Raw genomic sequence first — 15,632 nt, forward strand, 5'->3', positions numbered from 1 at the left:
CCTTGTGAGGAACAAGACTTGGGTCTAGCCGACCTGGGAACTGAACGCTGCGCGAACGTAGCCGACGGCTGCTTTTTCGGAGATCCCCCAGCGTGTCGCAACGGCAGCAAATTCCGACGCGGCGTCGGCTACCGCAACCGATCCTTCGTCGCCGGTGGCCTGGACAATGGTGCCGTGTCGCCCGCGGGTCACGACCGCACCGCTGGCTTCCAGCTCCTTGTAGACCTTTGCCGCGGTGTTGACCGCGAGGCCCAACTGCTCGGCGAGCGCCCGAACCGAAGGCAACTTGGTTCCTGCCTTGAGGCGCCCCTTGGAGATGGCGGCCAGGATCTGCTGCCTGACTTGTTGGTAGGGAGGGGTTTTGTCGGTGCTGTCGACAGTGACAAATGCCAGTGGATTGCTGTCCATGCGAGCCTTCCTTCGTTGATGCTGGGGGCAGGGCCTTCGTTTCAGACTATCGCCTGGCCATGGCTGCGCCACGTAAGGTGAAGTCATGACAGAAATCTTCCTTGACCTCACCGACGTGAGCATACGATCCTTGAGCGTCTCCGAAATGTCCAACAACATTTACTTGGTGACTTCGAAGAGCGACGGCTCGCAACTCTTGATTGATGCCGCCGACGACGTGCCGGCCATCGACGGCCTGATCGCATCCGCTTCGTCCGACTCGGAGGTTGCCCCGAGGCTTGAGGGCATCGCGACCACTCACCAGCACTGGGACCACATCAGGGCGCTGCACGAGTACGCGAAGCGCACCGGCGCGAAGACCTATGCGGGTACTGAGGACGTACAGGGAATTGCCGAGGGTGCCGATGTGGCCATTGACGTTGCATTGAACCACGGCGACACGGTGTCGGTGGGGACAACGGTCCTGGAGTGCGTGCACCTGCGTGGCCATACCCCAGGATCCATCGCCTATGTACTTCGTGACAGCGGAGGCACCACGGTGATCTTCAGTGGCGACTCACTGTTCCCGGGTGGCGTGGGGAACACGCAGAACGATCCGCAGCGCTTCACGACGTTGCTTGATGACGTAACCACACGACTCTTCGAGCAGTATCCCGATGAAACCCTGGTGCTTCCGGGCCACGGGGCCACGACGACGTTGGGCGCGGAGCGGCCGAGCCTGGCGGAGTGGCGCGCTAGAGGCTGGTAATCACGACACTGTCGGTCGAGCCAGGTGGAGGCGATTCGGGCGTCCCCGGCAACGGCGGCGCCATGGCTCGGTACATCTGCCCGCTGGGCGTTTTTATCAGGATCGTGTGCCGGGGACCCAGAATCACGAATTCTTCCCAACCGGACGTTTCCTTGGTCTGGTTGCAGCGAACGCATCGTCCATCGCCATTGACTTCCGTCGTCTTTCCGCCCCTGGCCACTTGGTAAACGTGGTCGTAGTGGCGAATCGGGGCGTCGCAATAGGGTGTGCGACAGAACTGATCTCGTATCGAGATCAATTCCTTCAGCTTTTGGGGAAGAATCCGAGCTTCCGAGTCCATGGCCACGAGCTGACCGCTAACCGGAGCCGTATATAGGCGTCGGACCCATGCTTCTGCTTCATTTTCACCGTCGGGACCGGTGCGGTCACCAGTGATCATCCAGCGTGCATACTCTGCGGATACGGTTCCGTAGCCTTTGATGAATGCCGGCTCGCTGTCACCTACCATTAAGCATCGGTCCGTCATCACGACCTCAACCGACAGTGGCGGTCGCGAGGCCAGTTGCTGGCCGGTGACACACTCCACCACGAAGTCGGCCATGACCTGCGCATCGGTTCGCTTGTCTTCCGCTGAGCGGCGTTTGGCAGCAGCCTTGGCCAGCGCCTCTTTAAGGGCGACGCCTTGCACCACTGGCAGCAGCCCGCTCACTCGCATCATCCCGTCCGGAGTGGGCGTCACGGATATGCGTCGCTTGTTCATCGCGTCGGCATGGTTGTTCATATCCGTTTTGTTGCTGAACGCCAGAACTTCCTTCTTGGCTCGAGCCAGGAGTTGTTTGTCGCCTACGCCTTCCAACGCCCCACGCTCGCCAGCGATTTCCCGGTCAATGAGTTCTCGGACGCCGGGATCCAACTTGTTGGTTTCGCGCACCAGGAGCATGGCCCGATCTTCGTTGAGTTCTCCGCGCTCCAAGGCGTTATAGGTATAGGGCATGTGCTCGATCATGGATTTCGAGTAAGAGATAAAGCTCGACCCTAGGCGTTGTGCGACCTTGCGAGCCAGCGCCACTTCGGCACCAGCACCGCGGTTCGGGTTCTCCGTGTAGATCCCCTCATCCTCATGCCGGGCGATGATGTCCTGCTCGAGCCCGTAGGCTTCCTTGGCCTGGGCCGCACAGATTGCGGCCTTGGCCCTTTCCAGTGCCGAAATCCTCGCCACTCTGACCCGTTCTCCAACATTCTGGGGCAGGAGGGTCATGGCAACGCCGACATCGTCGATGAAATCGACGTATTCATCCCCTGGCCTTTGCGCCAACGCGCGTTCCCTGGCGGGCATTTCCATGCCTACGGGTATGTGGCGGTGGCCAAGGAGAATTTCCCCGGCAGCCTCGGCGGAGAGCGAGCTCGGGTTCGACAAGTAGCCTTCGCACTCTTCGAACATATTTACTACTATACGCCTGTTCCAGACAAATATGAAGAGCTTGATGAATTTTCAGGCTCCCGAAAATCCATGTCACCGCGGGATCGAGATACCACCTTGGGCAACGTGCGGAGGAGCACGTTCGACACCCCCTGCCTACTTGAAACGCATCCCCTGCGCCTCGCAGGCGCTCTTGAAAGATTCCTCGTCCGTGATGACCGGTACTCCGGCGGCATCAGTTGACACCGCCGCGCGAATCGACTCGGTTGACGACGCGGCGCCATGTTCCGCGGCCTTGGCCATGTTGGCGCGGCCTACGCTTCCATCGTCCGTATAACCACTGCCAAAGTGGATGCAGGCAGTGTTTCCCTGGACATCGCGCTGGCGAAATTCGTCGGCCGATCGTCCTGCACAGGCACTGAGCATAAGGGTGGCCACGGCGAGCGCGGGCAAGAGGCTTTTTCCCATGTCCCCACCCTACGAGAGGGCACGGGTCCCCGGGGCAATCTAGCGCTTGCGGCCCACCATGAAGATGCGACGGAAGGGAAAGAGCGTGACGGTCCCGCCGCCGTGGTCGTCAACGGCCGGATAGGCCTCGCTCACCAAGGCTCCGTACTGGGCCTCGAAGTCGGCGGCGTCTGTCGCGCTGAGCCGGGCCAGGACCGGGCGCAGCGCGGTTCCGCGGACCCACTCCAGCACCGGGTCCGGTCCAGAGAGGATCTGCCCATAGGTGGTCTCCCAGACATCGGGTTCAAACCCGGCATCCAGCAGGATCTTCAGGTAATCGGAGGGTTCCCCCGACGCGTCGTCCTGCCGCAGCACGCCGGACAGTTGCGGCGCCCAGCGCTCCGATTCCGCGAGCTGCCTCATCAGCGCGTGCGACGGCGAATGGAAGTTGCCCGGGACCTGCGCGGCAAACCACGCCCCCGGCGCCAACGCCTCCAGCCAGCGGGCGATCAACTGCCGGTGTTCGGGAATCCATTGGAGCATGGCGTTGGAGACAAGTACGTCGGTATCTGGCTCTGGCGTCCACTGCCTTGCATCGGCGAATTCAAAGGAGAGGTATTCCGCATGGTGCTTGGAGCGCGCCTGATCGATCATTTCCACCGACGAGTCCAGGCCCACCACGCGGGCGTCCGGCCAGCGCTCGGCCAGGGAATGCGTCAGCGGTCCGGGACCGCACCCCATGTCCACCACCAGTTGCGGTGTCGCGGCGGTGATGCGGGCCGTCAGATCGTAAAACGGACGATCTCGGTGATCTGCGAACTGCACGTACTTGTTCGGGTCCCATTTCATAACCACAGCGTAGGCGGAAAGGTCCACGTAAACCGATAGTCTTGGACACATCATGAAACTTACCGAGTTGCTGCCCAACACTCCCCCGCGCGGTGCCACCGCCGAATCAACCTATGAAGCCTTCGTGAAGTGGGTGGAGGACCGCGGCATCGGGCTGTACCCGGCGCAGGACGAGGCCGTCATGGAGTTCGTGGCAGGCAACAACGTCATCCTGGCCACACCCACGGGTTCAGGCAAGTCCCTGGTGGCGGTCGCCGCGCACTTCCATGCACTGGCCCGCGGGGAACGCAGCTACTACACGGCGCCGATCAAGGCGCTGGTCTCGGAAAAGTTCTTTGACCTCTGCAAGATCTTCGGCGCGGAGAACGTCGGCATGGTCACCGGTGACTCCTCGGTGAACCAGGATGCACCCATCATCTGTTGCACCGCCGAAATCCTGGCGAACATTGCGCTGCGCGAAGGCAAGAACGCCGACCTGGGTCCGGTGGTCATGGACGAGTTCCACTTCTATGCCGACCCGCAGCGCGGTTGGGCCTGGCAGGTCCCGCTGCTGGAACTCCCGCAGGCGCAATTCCTGCTGATGAGCGCGACCCTCGGCGACGTCACCCGGTTCGAGGACGAACTCACGCTGCGCACCGGGCGCGCCACCACCACCGTGGCGCACGCCGAACGCCCCATCCCCCTGCACTACTACTACTCGCAGGACCCGGTGCAGGAAGCCATCGAGGAATTGCTGGGCACCAAGCAGGTGCCGATCTACGTGGTGCACTTCAGCCAGCTGGAGGCCATCGACCGGGCCAGCGGGTTGATGAGCATCAACGTGTGCACCCGCGAGGAAAAGGACCGGATTTCCGAGCTGATCGCCGGATTCCGGTTCGCCCCGGGCTTCGGCAAGACGCTGAACCGGCTGGTCCGCCACGGCATCGGCGTGCACCATGCCGGCATGCTGCCCAAGTACCGCCGGTTGGTCGAGCAGCTGGCCCAGGCCGGCCTGCTCAAGGTCATCTGCGGCACCGACACCCTGGGCGTTGGCATCAACGTGCCCATCCGCACGGTGTTGATCACCGCGCTGTCCAAGTACGACGGGGTGCGCACGCGCATCCTGAACGCCCGCGAATTCCACCAGATCGCCGGACGCGCGGGCCGCGCCGGGTTCGACACCGCCGGGACCGTCGTCGTGCAGGCCCCCGAGCACTCCATCGAGAACAAGAAGGCCATGGAGAAGGCCCTGGCGAAGTTCGGCGACGACTCCAAGAAGCTGCGCCAGGTGACCAAGAAGAAGCCGCCGCAGGGCTTCGTGACCTGGGGCGAGAAGACCTACGAACGGATCATCGTCTCCACCCCCGAGACGCTGAATTCCTCGTTCGCGGTGACCCACTCGATCCTGTTGAACCTGCTGGCGCGCGAGGGCGATTCCTTTGCCGCGGCCCGCCGACTGCTCACCGAGAACCACGAGCCGCCGGTGCGCCAGCGCGCGCTGCAGCGCAAGGCGCTGGGCATCCTGCGCGAGCTGCTGGCCACCGGCGTCGTTGAGCGTCTCGAACACCCCGACAAGCACGGGAACATGCTGGCCCTCACGGTGCACCTGCAGGAAAACTTCGCGCTGAACCAGCCGTTGTCCCCCTTCGCGCTGGCGGCCCTTGAGCTCTTCGACGCCGAGTCCCCCGGCTATGCGCTGGATGTGGTCTCGGTCATCGAGGCGACGCTGGAAAAGCCGCGCCAGGTGCTCTCGGCCCAGGAGAAGAAGGCCCGCGGCGAGGCGATCGCCGCGATGAAGGCCGAGGGCATGGAGTACAACGACCGCATGGCGGCGCTCGAGGAGGTCAGCTACCCGCAGCCGCTGGCCGAGGTGCTGGGCAACGCCTTTGAGCAGTACCGCGCCGGCGCCCCGTGGCTCGGCGACTTCGAGGTCGCCCCCAAGTCGGTGGTCCGCGACATGTACGAACGCGCCATGAGCTTCAGCGAATACGTGCAGTTCTACTCGCTGGCCCGCTCCGAGGGCGTGTTGCTTCGCTACCTCACCGACGCCTTCAAGGCGCTGCGCCAGACCGTGCCGCAGGACGCGCTGCGCGAGGACCTGTCGGACCTCATCGAATGGCTCGGGGAACTGATCCGCCAGATCGACTCCTCGCTGCTGGACGAATGGGAGGAGCTGGCCAACGGCGTGCTGCACGAGCCCGACGCCGAGATCATCCCGCCGGCCCCCGAGCGCCTGACCTCCAACGAGCGCGCCTTCCGCGTGATGGTGCGCAACGAAATGTTCCGCCGCGTGAAGCTCTTCGCCGACGAGCAGGACGGTGCCCTGGGCGAGCTGGACGGGCACAGCGGCTTCGGTGCCGATGTCTGGGCCGATGCCATGGACGCGTACTTCGAGGAACATGAGGACATCGACGACGGCCCCGGTGGCCGTGGCCCCAACCTTCTGCTGATCACCCCGTCCAAGGAGTCATGGAAGGTGCGGCAGGTCTTCGCCGACCCGGCCAATCACCACGACTGGGGCATCGACGCGACGGTGAACCTGGCCGACTCCGACGAGGCCGGCTACCCGGTCATCACGGTGACAGGCGTGGGGCGCCAGGACTAGGACGGCACCTGCAAATGCGCCCGCCGGATCATTCCGGCGGGCGCATTTCCTTTGCGCTAAAAGCCCAGCAACTTCGTCAGCGGCAGCACCTGGTTGTGGGCCAACAGCACCATCGGCACCACCAGCCCGGCCAGCGCGTATGCGGAGACCGGCACGCAGAGCAGCCACTCGCGCACCGAACCGGCCCGCCCCAGCACGGGAATGGCTATGCGACCACCTGGCTTCCACACGTCCTTGAGCAGCGGAACGCGGCGGATGAAACGCGGGGAACGGATCCGCACCGGCCAGATCAGGTTGCAGCCGCCAACGGTGAGCATGTCACCTGCAATGTGCACCGCGCAGCCCACTGCCACCGCAAGCACCAGCCAATTCTGCTCGTCCGGCGAGAACACCGCCACGAAGATGCCGGCCGGCACCGAGAGGATCCACGGCAGCTTCGCCATGGTGTCGGGAATGAACTTCAACGCCTTCAACGCGAAGGACACCAGCAGCACCGCCAGCAACCCGGCACCCGGATAGACCAACCCGAAGCGGGTGGAATCCACTGTCCACATGCCCAGCACCCACGCCATGAACGTGAATGCGGCAATGCCCAGCAACGAGTGCGTGCCGTTGCGGTGGCCGCCGGACACCTCGCCGATGCCCGCGCAGATCGCGTTGGACACCGGCGGCAGCGAGTGCGCGATGGTTGCCCGGCGATGGTCCGCGTCGGGCAGCAGCGCCGCCCCGGCACAGACCATCGCCCCCGCGACCCCGGCAATCGGGGACTGCTCCAGCAGGCCGAAGCCCAGCGGGATGGCGTCGGGCAGCCAGGGAAGGTGCTCGGGGAGGCTCCCGGTGGGGAGCTTGAAATTCGTGGTCAACGCGATCCAGGCTGCTGCGCCGGTGGCCGCGTGGTGGCCGCCCATCATATTGCTTGGTGCCGTCCTTGCTTTTGTTCTTGCGTGTCGATCGCCCCCAACCTTAGGGGCCCGCACCCACGCGTTGGATTCACGGCACGCAAACGCTGCCGGTAGGCTTGGTCACATGCATTTGATTCGCCCGGCACAGCCCTCCGACGCCGCCGCCATCCTGGATCTCATCCACGAATTGGCCATCTTTGAGCGCGAGCCCGACGCGGTGAAAAACACCGAGGCCGATCTCGTCGCCCACCTCTTCGGAGCCGACCCGAAGGTCCATGCGCACGTGGTCGAGGAGCACGGCACCGTCCTGGGCTTCGCCCTGTGGTACCTGACGTATTCGACGTGGGAGGGCACGCACGGGATCCACCTGGAGGACCTGTACGTGCGCGAGAGTGCCCGCGGCGCCGGACACGGCAAGGCGTTGCTGGCCACCCTGGCGCAGATCGCGGTGGAGCGCGGCTACCGCCGCGTGGAGTGGAGCGTGCTGGACTGGAATGAACCGGCCATCGGCTTCTACGACTCGCTGGGCGCCGGATCGATGGACGGCTGGACGGTGCGCCGGCTCGAGGGAGCGGCGCTGGCTGCATTGGGGAACCGGAAATGAGCACCACCCACGTCTTCCGCGGCATGCGCAGCACCGAGCACTACTTCGAGCTGCCGCTTGACCACTCCCGGCCCGATGGCGAGACCCTCACGGTGTTCGCCCGCGAAATCACCTCCACCAAGCACGAGGACCCCTCGGCGATGCCGTGGCTGCTCTTCCTGCAGGGCGGGCCCGGCGGCAAGTCCCCGCGCCCCGCCTCGCTCACCGGCTGGATGGCGGAGGCCGCCAAGACCTTCCGGATCCTGCTGTTGGACCAGCGCGGCACCGGCCTGAGCACCCCGGCCAACCGCCAGTCCCTGCCGCTGCGCGGGGACGCGGCGGCTCGGGCCGCCTACCTCACCCACTTCCGCGCCGATGCGATCGTGCACGACGCCGAGGCGATCCGCCGCGCCCTGGGGATCTCCTCCTGGAGCACCTTCGGCCAAAGCTACGGCGGCTTCTGCACGCTGACCTACCTGTCCCTGGCCCCCACGGCCCTTGACCGCTGCCTGGTCACCGGCGGGCTGGCCTCGCTCACCGCCGACGCCGACACCGTCTACCGCGCCACCTATGCACGGATGGCCGCGCGCAACGAGGAATACTTCGGCTGGTACCCGCAAGACCGCCTGGTCCTGGACGAGGTCGTCGCGCACCTGCGCGCCACCGAGGAGCACCTGCCCAACGGGCGGTCCCTGACCGTGCCGCTAGTGCAGATGCTCGGCCAGTTCCTGGGCGGCAACACCCGGGTGCACTCCCTGCACCATGTCCTGGAGGGCGCCTTCATCGACACCCCCGGCGGCAAGCGGCTCTCGGACACCTTCCTGGCCGCCGTGGCCGAGCAGGCCGACCGCACCACGAACCCGCTCTATGCGGTGCTGCACGAGTCGATCTACGGACAGGGCTCAGCCACCAACTGGGCCGCCGAACGCGTGCTCGGGGAATTCCCGGCCTTCTCCCCCGACGCGGCGTCCCCGCTGCTGACCGGGGAAATGGTGTACAGCTGGTACTTCGACTCCGACCCGGTGCTGCGCCCGCTGGAGGAAACCGCGCGGATCCTGGCCGAACACGAGGACTGGGGCCGACTCTACGACCCGGAGGTCTTGGCTGCCAACACCGTGCCGGTCGCTGCCGCCGTCTACACGCACGACGTGTACGTGGACAGGGACCTGTCGATGGAGGCCGCCGCCGCGGTGGGCAACATGCGCGTGTGGGAAACCGACGAATTCCACCACGACGGAATCGGCGACGACGGCTCGATGATCTTCGCGAAGCTGCTGGAAATGAGCAACGCGGATTCCTAGGCCCGCGCAACCTCGCGCACGCAGAAGACGGCAACCAGCAGGATGAAGCCCAGGCACAGGTAGCCGAGCCCGGCGTAGCCCAGCCACGCCAGCAACAATCCGGAACCGGCGGCGCCCAATGCCCCGGCGGCACCCATGAGGGTGTCGGAAACACCCTGGACCAGCACGCGGCGGCCGCGCTCCACCCGCGAGGCCAGGAACGCCGAGCCGGAAACGGTGCACATGGACCAGCCCAGGCCCAGCAGCACCAGGCCGGTGGTGACCGCTGCCCGCGAGTCGGCACCCAGCCCGGCGACCAGCACCGCCGCCACCAGCACGCCCTGGCCCGCCAGCATCATCCGCGGCTGCCCGATCCTATCGGCCAGTGAGCCGACGAGCGGGGAGAGCGCATACATGCCGGCGATGTGGAGCGAGATCACGAACCCGATGACCACCAAGATGTCGGCGGTGCCCCCGTGCATCTCGTGCCCCGGGATGGCGGCAAGATCCTTGAGGTGCACCGGGGTCATCGACATGACGCCCACCATCACCAGGTGCGCCACCACGATGGTGGAGATGCCCAGGGTCGCCCCCGGCGATTCCCGCACCGCCACCAGCCCGGTGGCCAGCGATCCGCGTCGGCGGCCCACCGCCGGCGGGTGCGGGGCAATGCCGTCGGCGGCCTCCCAGGCGCGGGCCAGGTCGATGGGGTCCGGGCGCAGCCCGATGTTCAGCACCAGGATGGCCAGGACCATTCCGGCAAGCGAGAAGAGGAACGGCCCGCTCATCGGCGGCAGCCCCAAGCCCTGGCCCAGCACTGCTCCCGGTCCAATGAGGTTCGGGCCGGCAACCGCTCCGATCGTGATGGCCCAGACCACCAGACCCAGATCGCGACCGCGGGTGGCGTCTTCGGCAAGGTCGGTGGCGGCAAAGCGGGCCTGCAGGTTTGCCGCGGACCCCACGCCCAGCAGCGCAGCCCCGAGCATCAGCACAGCGAAGCTCTCCAGCACCGGGGCCAGCATCATGCCGACGGCGCCCAGCCCGGCCAGGAAGTAGCCGAAGGACAGCGCCACGCGGCGGCCGCGCTTCACCGCGAGGGCCGCCAGCGGCAGGGCGCTGAGCGCGCCCGCGACAGAGATCGCGGTGGTGGCTGCACCGGCGAAGGCGTTGGACCCGGTCAGCTCCACGGCCATGAGCGACCCGATGGCCAGCCCCGCGCCGTTTCCCACGCCGGACAGCAGCTGGGAGGCGGAAAGCGTGAAGACCACGCGGCGCTGCGCCCTGGTGCGCGTTGACTCGGGGATGAGCAGGGTTTTCCGGGATACAGTCACCTCGGCAGTCTAGCAACGTACGCGGGGGTTAAAGAGCTGCGGGGCCCGCTTCCCGAAGGAAACAGACCCCGCCTGCGCCTGGCGACTACTTGGAGTCGTTGTTGGCGTCCTCTATTGCCTGTTCTGCCTTTGCTGCCTTGTGCTCCTCGGCGGCGCGGCGGCCGGCCGGGGAAAGCAGCGAGGCAACCGTGGCAATCACGATGGTGCCCAGGATGACCACCAGCGAGACGGTGATCGAGATATCCGGCACCCACTCGATGTGACGGCCACCGTTGATGAAGGAGAGCTCGTTGACGTGCATCGCGTGGAAGACCAGCTTGACGCCGATGAAGGCCAGGATGATCGACAGCGCGTGCTTGAGGTAGATCAAGCGGTCCATCAGGCCACCGAGCAGGAAGTACAGCTGGCGCAGGCCCATCAGCGCGAACAGGTTCGCGGTGAAGACGATGAACGGCGACTGGGTCAGGCCGAAGATGGCCGGGATCGAGTCCACGGCGAAGAGCAGGTCGGTCATGCCGATCGTCACGAAGACCATGACCATCGGGGTGAACATCTTCTTGCCGTCGACGACGGTGCGCAGCTTGTTGCCGTCGTATTCCTTGGCGATCGGCAGGTTCTTGGTCATCTTGTAGACCAGGCCGTTGTTGGCGCCCTCGGACTCGTCCTCGCCCTTGTCGGTGGCCTGCTTCCAGGCGGTCCAGAGCAGGAACGCACCGAAGATGTAGAAGACCCACGAGTAGTTTTCGATGACAGCTGCACCGAGAATGATGAAGATGCCGCGCAGGATCAGGGCGATGATGATGCCGAACATCAACACTTCCTGCTGGTATTTACGCGGCACCGAGAAGCGGGCCATGATGATGATGAACACGAAGAGGTTGTCGATGCTCAGCGAGTATTCGGTGACCCAGCCGGCAATGAATTGCTGGCCGATGTCCGGGCCCGCCTGCCACCAGACAACGGCGCCGAAGATCAGGGCCAGGGTGACATAGAAACCGACCCACAGGCCGGATTCCTTCATCGAGGGTTCGTGTGGTTTCTTGACCACATAAAGCAGGTCAAGCAGAAGAATGATGCACAATGCGGAAAGAGAAATAATCTCAAACTGCAGTGACAAGCCGTGGTTTCCCAATGTGGGGCCTTTCAAAACGGGGTACGTGGAATTACCGCAAGTCTCTCCGCCGCCCGTTCAGATTAGGTCGGCCGCTGCGCCCGGCGGGGCATCATTGCCCCGCGTGTTGACGATCACAGCACAATTGGGATACTCCCCTACGCTTGGACCACTCTAACGCAAACATGTTTCAGGCACGTGAATGACCAGGCCAAAGAGGCAGTAAAGGCTGCCCATGAGGAAGCGGCAACGCATCCGGCCCATATCGTCATACATGCCCTCGACGTGCACGCATACCGCGAGTATGACCTGGTCTGGAATTATTGATCCGCGCGGCATTGCCGGCAGGATCGGCTGGCTGACCTACGCGTGGCCCGCGTTCTTCATCTGGCGCAATTCCTTCTTCAGTTCGGAGACCTCGTCGCGCAGCCGGGCGGCGACCTCGAAGTGCAGCTCCGCGGCGGCCGCGTGCATTTGCTCGGTCATTTGCTCGATCATGTCCACCAGGTTCTCCGCCGGCGCCGCAGCCAGCCCGTCGGCCCGCACCGTCTCGTGGGCCTTCTTGGTGCCGGCACTGGAACGCTTGGCGGTCTTGGCCAGGCGCTGGTTGTTCAGCAGTTCCTGGGTGTCGGCGTCCTCTCGGGCCAGGGAATCGGTGATGTCGGCGATCTTCTTGCGCAGCGGCTGCGGGTCCACGCCGTGGTCCTTGTTGTACTTCTGCTGCACCTCGCGGCGCCGGTTGGTCTCCTCGATCGCCTGGGCCATGGCGTCGGTGATCTTGTCCGCATACATGTGCACCTGGCCGTCGACGTTTCGCGCGGCGCGCCCGATGGTCTGGATCAGCGAGGTGGCCGAGCGCAGGAAGCCCTGCTTGTCGGCATCCAGGATCGCCACGAGCGAGACCTCTGGCAGGTCAAGACCCTCGCGCAGCAGGTTGATGCCGACCAGCACGTCGAACAGGCCCATGCGCAGCTCGCGCAGCAATTCCACGCGGCGCAGCGTGTCCACGTCGGAGTGCAGGTACTGGACCCGCACCCCGTGCTCGGTGAAGTAGTCGGTGAGGTCCTCGGCCATCCGCTTGGTCAGCGTGGTGACCAGGATGCGCTCGTTGCGTTCGACCCGGGCGCGGATCTCGTCGAGCAGGTCGTCGATCTGGCCCTTGGTGGGCTTGACGATGATTTCGGGGTCGATCAGGCCCGTGGGCCGGATGATCTGCTGGACCACGCCGTCTGCCTTGCCGAGCTCGTACTTGCCCGGGGTCGCCGAGAGGTACACGGTCTGCCCGATGCGCTCGAGGAACTCGTCCCACTTCAGCGGCCGGTTGTCCATCGCGGAGGGCAGGCGGAAGCCGTGCTCCACCAGGGTGCGCTTGCGCGACATGTCGCCCTCGTACATCGCGCCGATCTGCGGGACGGTGACGTGGGATTCGTCGATGACCAGCAGGAAATCATCGGGAAAGTAGTCGATGAGGCAGTGCGGGGCGGTGCCCGGGGCACGGTTGTCGATGTGCCGGGAGTAATTCTCGATGCCGTTGCAGAAGCCCATCTGCTCCATCATCTCCAGGTCGTAGGTGGTGCGCATGCGCAGCCGCTGGGCCTCCACCAACTTGTTCTGGTTCTCCAGGGTGGACAGGCGCTGCTGCAGCTCGTCCTCGATGTCCTTGACGGCCCGGCTCATCCTCTCGGCGCCGGCGACATAGTGGCTGGCGGGGAACACGTACATCTCGTTTTCCTCGCGGATCACCTCGCCGGTGACCGGGTGCAGCGTGTGGATCGACTCGATCTCGTCGCCGAAGAACTCGATGCGCAGCGCCTGCTCCTCGTACATCGGGATGATCTCCACGGTGTCCCCGCGCACCCGGAAGGTGCCGCGGTGGAAGTCCATGTCGTTGCGGGCGTATTGCATGGAGACGAACTTGCGCAGCAGCGTATCGCGGTTCAGTTCCATGCCCTTTTTCAGGGTGACCATGCCGGCGACGTATTCCTCCGGGGTGCCCAGTCCGTAGATGCAGGAGACCGTGGCGACCACGATGACGTCGCGCCGGGTCAGCAGCGCGTTGGTGGCCGAGTGGCGCAGCCGCTCGACCTCCTCGTTGATCGAGGAGTCCTTCTCGATGAAGGTGTCGGTCTGCGGGACGTAGGCCTCGGGCTGGTAGTAGTCGTAGTAGGAGACGAAGTACTCCACGGCGTTGTTGGGCAGCAGCTCGCGGAACTCGTTGGCCAGCTGCGCGGCGAGGGTCTTGTTCTGCACCATCACCAGCGTGGGGCGCTGCACCTGCTCGATGAGCCAGGCGGTGGTCGCGGACTTGCCGGTGCCGGTGGCACCCAGCAGGACCACGTCCTTTTCCCCGGCGTTGATGCGGGTGGACAGCTCCTTGATGGCGGTTGGCTGGTCTCCGGCGGGCTTGAACTCGCTGATGACTTCGAAGGGGGCGACGACGCGGTTGATCTGCTGCGCAAGACTCATGCATCTAGGCTACGCCCTGGCACCCCCGCTTTGCCCGCGCGCTCGCCTCAGGCTGAAAGGCCGGCAGCGGCGACCCTTGTACGCAGCCGGCCGATGCGGGCGATCGGCTCGTCCTGCGCGCCGGAGGCGAAGCCGAAGTAGTCGGCCGCCCCGCCCAGGATGCCCTCGACCAGCTCGCCGGCATCCACGATGTGGCGCACCTTCCCGACGGTGAACTTGGCGATGCTCCCGGTTCCCGTCAGCAGGATGTTCGCCTCGATGGACGGGTAGGGAACCTCCGAGCTCCCGTCGGCCAGATAGCCCTCGACGGCTTCCAGCAGGGCATGCCAGATCCCGGGCAGGTCGTCGACAAGGTCGACGGGGACCAGCTGCAGCGAGTGGTAGCGCAGCTGGACCGATCCGATGGTGCCTTCCAGCGTCGCTGCGCGTTCGGGGTCACGCTGGATGCTGAGAAGCTGCGGGGCCGAGCCGTCGACAGGTGCGTGCCTCAGGAAGGATTCGGCGACCATCGAGGTCCTCACTTGCGGGCCTGCCGCTCCACGATGTTGCCCAGCGCGCCGCGCATCAACCGGATCATGAACACGATGGTGGCTCCGGTGGCGGAGAGGAGCCCGGCAAGGGCCAGCCAGGCCGGGAGCAGCACCTGCGCGTCGTAGCCGGAGTCCCGGGAGACGAACTGCTCGCGCCCGCCGAAGAAGAGCCAGAGCACCAGGGCACCGGCCAGGGCGATGAACGCCAAGGCCCAGAGTCCGCGGACGACGCGCATTTCGGTGCGGGCCTTGGCGGATTCGGCGGCCAGTAGCGCCGCAAGTTCCGCCCGGGCCCGCGAGTTCCCGTCGTTCCCGGGGTCCGCAGGGGGCTCAGCGGGCACGGCTGGTGGATGGGGCAATGTTCTTCTCCCAGATCTCTGTGACTTGTTGGCGCAGCTGCGCCAGCGTGCCGGAGTTGTTGATGACGATGTCGGCGACGGCCGCTCGCTGCGCGTCGGTGGCCTGCGCGTCAATCCGGGCGCGGGCATCTGCCTCGTCCATTCCGCGGTCCTCGACCATGCGGCGCAGGCGTTCGTCCAACGGCGCTGCGACCACGATGACCAGGTCGAAGTCGCTCCCCTGCCCGGTTTCCACCAGCAGCGGGATGTCTTGGACGATGACCGCGTCCGCCGGCGCCGCGGCGCGTTGCCGGGCGGCCTCGGCCCGCACGCGCGGGTGGACGATGGAGTTCAGTTTTTCCCTGGCGGTCGCGTCGGCAAAGACCAGCGCCCCCAATGCCGGGCGGTTCAGCTCGCCGGCTTCCGTGAGCATTCCGGGGCCGAAGGCCTCGGCGACCTCCGCCAGGCCCGGGCTTCCGGGGTTCACCACGGAGCGGGCGATGGCGTCGGCGTCGATGAGCACGGCGCCGAGTTCGGCAAGCTGCCGGGCGACTGCCGATTTTCCGGCGGCTATCCCGCCGGTGAGTCCCACATTGAGCATGTGTCCCAGCATACCGAGGCGCGGCGGGCACGCG

15 protein-coding genes are annotated in these 15,632 nt (G+C 65.5%); 4 read left to right on the forward strand and 11 right to left on the reverse strand.

The genetic code is table 11. From position 1 onward, the window contains the following. Positions 1 to 24: 24 nt before the first annotated feature. Positions 25 to 408 (reverse strand): GntR family transcriptional regulator, encoded by a 384-nt coding sequence (locus OIU93_RS05855; RefSeq protein WP_264269144.1) that lies wholly within the window; start codon positions 406 to 408, stop codon positions 25 to 27. A gap of 85 nt (positions 409 to 493) precedes the next feature. Here OIU93_RS05855 and OIU93_RS05860 point away from each other — a divergent pair, with 85 nt between their 5' ends. After that, on the forward strand, positions 494 to 1,156 hold the full coding sequence (locus OIU93_RS05860; protein WP_264269145.1) for an MBL fold metallo-hydrolase: 663 nt from the start codon (positions 494 to 496) through the stop codon (positions 1,154 to 1,156). On the opposite strand, the gene OIU93_RS05865 is transcribed toward OIU93_RS05860, so the two are convergent. The 3 genes from OIU93_RS05865 to OIU93_RS05875 all read right to left on the reverse strand — a co-directional run bounded on the left by OIU93_RS05865 (position 1,143) and on the right by OIU93_RS05875 (position 3,872). Next, positions 1,143 to 2,597, reverse strand: a complete 1,455-nt coding sequence (locus tag OIU93_RS05865; protein WP_264269146.1) for a DUF222 domain-containing protein — start codon at positions 2,595 to 2,597, stop codon at positions 1,143 to 1,145. The genes OIU93_RS05860 and OIU93_RS05865 overlap by 14 nt on opposite strands. Positions 2,598 to 2,732: 135 nt before the next feature. Continuing rightward, on the reverse strand, positions 2,733 to 3,044 hold the full coding sequence (locus OIU93_RS05870) for a hypothetical protein (protein ID WP_264269147.1): 312 nt from the start codon (positions 3,042 to 3,044) through the stop codon (positions 2,733 to 2,735). A gap of 39 nt (positions 3,045 to 3,083) precedes the next feature. After that, entirely contained in the window at positions 3,084 to 3,872 is a 789-nt protein-coding gene (locus OIU93_RS05875; RefSeq protein ID WP_264269148.1) for a trans-aconitate 2-methyltransferase, read from the reverse strand. 52 nt (positions 3,873 to 3,924) lie between these two features. Here OIU93_RS05875 and OIU93_RS05880 point away from each other — a divergent pair, with 52 nt between their 5' ends. After that, positions 3,925 to 6,456, forward strand: coding sequence for an RNA helicase (locus OIU93_RS05880; RefSeq protein WP_264269149.1), 2,532 nt, complete (start codon positions 3,925 to 3,927; stop codon positions 6,454 to 6,456). A 56-nt stretch (positions 6,457 to 6,512) separates the two neighbouring features. Here OIU93_RS05880 and OIU93_RS05885 read toward each other — a convergent pair whose 3' ends face one another. After that, positions 6,513 to 7,367 (reverse strand): metal-dependent hydrolase, encoded by an 855-nt coding sequence (locus OIU93_RS05885; RefSeq protein WP_264269150.1) that lies wholly within the window; start codon positions 7,365 to 7,367, stop codon positions 6,513 to 6,515. A 115-nt stretch (positions 7,368 to 7,482) separates the two neighbouring features. On the opposite strand from OIU93_RS05885, the gene OIU93_RS05890 reads away from it, so the two are divergent. Then, positions 7,483 to 7,962, forward strand: coding sequence for a GNAT family N-acetyltransferase (locus OIU93_RS05890; protein WP_264269151.1), 480 nt, complete (start codon positions 7,483 to 7,485; stop codon positions 7,960 to 7,962). Next, a complete protein-coding gene (locus OIU93_RS05895; protein WP_264269152.1) occupies positions 7,959 to 9,242 on the forward strand; it encodes an alpha/beta hydrolase in 1,284 nt (427 codons plus the stop codon). Before OIU93_RS05890 ends, OIU93_RS05895 begins: the two co-directional genes overlap by 4 nt. Here OIU93_RS05895 and OIU93_RS05900 read toward each other — a convergent pair. The 6 genes from OIU93_RS05900 to coaE form a co-directional block, all read right to left on the reverse strand. After that, positions 9,239 to 10,552, reverse strand: a complete 1,314-nt coding sequence (locus tag OIU93_RS05900; RefSeq protein ID WP_264269153.1) for an MFS transporter — start codon at positions 10,550 to 10,552, stop codon at positions 9,239 to 9,241. The two genes, OIU93_RS05895 and OIU93_RS05900, sit on opposite strands and share 4 nt — an antisense overlap. An 85-nt stretch (positions 10,553 to 10,637) precedes the next feature. After that, the gene (locus tag OIU93_RS05905; protein WP_372342874.1) at positions 10,638 to 11,669 is read right to left on the reverse strand and encodes a TerC family protein; all 1,032 of its coding nucleotides are present in this window, start codon (positions 11,667 to 11,669) and stop codon (positions 10,638 to 10,640) included. 357 nt (positions 11,670 to 12,026) lie between these two features. Continuing rightward, on the reverse strand, positions 12,027 to 14,129 hold the full coding sequence (uvrB, locus tag OIU93_RS05910; protein ID WP_264269154.1) for an excinuclease ABC subunit UvrB: 2,103 nt from the start codon (positions 14,127 to 14,129) through the stop codon (positions 12,027 to 12,029). A 47-nt stretch (positions 14,130 to 14,176) separates the two neighbouring features. Next, positions 14,177 to 14,650: a hypothetical protein gene (locus OIU93_RS05915; RefSeq protein WP_264269155.1), complete on the reverse strand. Its 474-nt coding sequence runs from the start codon at positions 14,648 to 14,650 to the stop codon at positions 14,177 to 14,179. After that, positions 14,647 to 15,000, reverse strand: coding sequence for a hypothetical protein (locus tag OIU93_RS05920; protein ID WP_264269156.1), 354 nt, complete (start codon positions 14,998 to 15,000; stop codon positions 14,647 to 14,649). The genes OIU93_RS05915 and OIU93_RS05920 overlap by 4 nt, the downstream gene beginning before the upstream one ends. Further along, complete coding sequence (gene coaE / locus OIU93_RS05925) at positions 14,990 to 15,598, reverse strand: dephospho-CoA kinase (protein WP_264269157.1); 609 nt, start codon at positions 15,596 to 15,598, stop codon at positions 14,990 to 14,992. Before coaE ends, OIU93_RS05920 begins: the two co-directional genes overlap by 11 nt. Positions 15,599 to 15,632 lie beyond the last annotated feature (34 nt).

It is taken from the genome of Paeniglutamicibacter sp. ZC-3, from assembly GCF_025847175.2.
GTDB lineage: Bacteria > Actinomycetota > Actinomycetes > Actinomycetales > Micrococcaceae > Paeniglutamicibacter > Paeniglutamicibacter sulfureus.

What these genes read in the sequence shown, in the direction of transcription:
- OIU93_RS05875 (WP_264269148.1), bottom strand. Translation starts at nt 3,872, where the DNA reads ATGAAATGGGACCCGAACAAGTACGTGCAGTTCGCAGATCACCGAGAT.
- coaE (WP_264269157.1), bottom strand. Translation starts at nt 15,598, where the DNA reads ATGCTCAATGTGGGACTCACCGGCGGGATAGCCGCCGGAAAATCGGCA.
- OIU93_RS05865 (WP_264269146.1), bottom strand. Translation starts at nt 2,597, where the DNA reads ATGTTCGAAGAGTGCGAAGGCTACTTGTCGAACCCGAGCTCGCTCTCC.
- uvrB (WP_264269154.1), bottom strand. Translation starts at nt 14,129, where the DNA reads ATGAGTCTTGCGCAGCAGATCAACCGCGTCGTCGCCCCCTTCGAAGTC.
- OIU93_RS05870 (WP_264269147.1), bottom strand. Translation starts at nt 3,044, where the DNA reads ATGGGAAAAAGCCTCTTGCCCGCGCTCGCCGTGGCCACCCTTATGCTC.
- OIU93_RS05860 (WP_264269145.1), top strand. Translation starts at nt 494, where the DNA reads ATGACAGAAATCTTCCTTGACCTCACCGACGTGAGCATACGATCCTTG.
- OIU93_RS05880 (WP_264269149.1), top strand. Translation starts at nt 3,925, where the DNA reads ATGAAACTTACCGAGTTGCTGCCCAACACTCCCCCGCGCGGTGCCACC.
- OIU93_RS05855 (WP_264269144.1), bottom strand. Translation starts at nt 408, where the DNA reads ATGGACAGCAATCCACTGGCATTTGTCACTGTCGACAGCACCGACAAA.
- OIU93_RS05885 (WP_264269150.1), bottom strand. Translation starts at nt 7,367, where the DNA reads ATGATGGGCGGCCACCACGCGGCCACCGGCGCAGCAGCCTGGATCGCG.
- OIU93_RS05890 (WP_264269151.1), top strand. Translation starts at nt 7,483, where the DNA reads ATGCATTTGATTCGCCCGGCACAGCCCTCCGACGCCGCCGCCATCCTG.
- OIU93_RS05895 (WP_264269152.1), top strand. Translation starts at nt 7,959, where the DNA reads ATGAGCACCACCCACGTCTTCCGCGGCATGCGCAGCACCGAGCACTAC.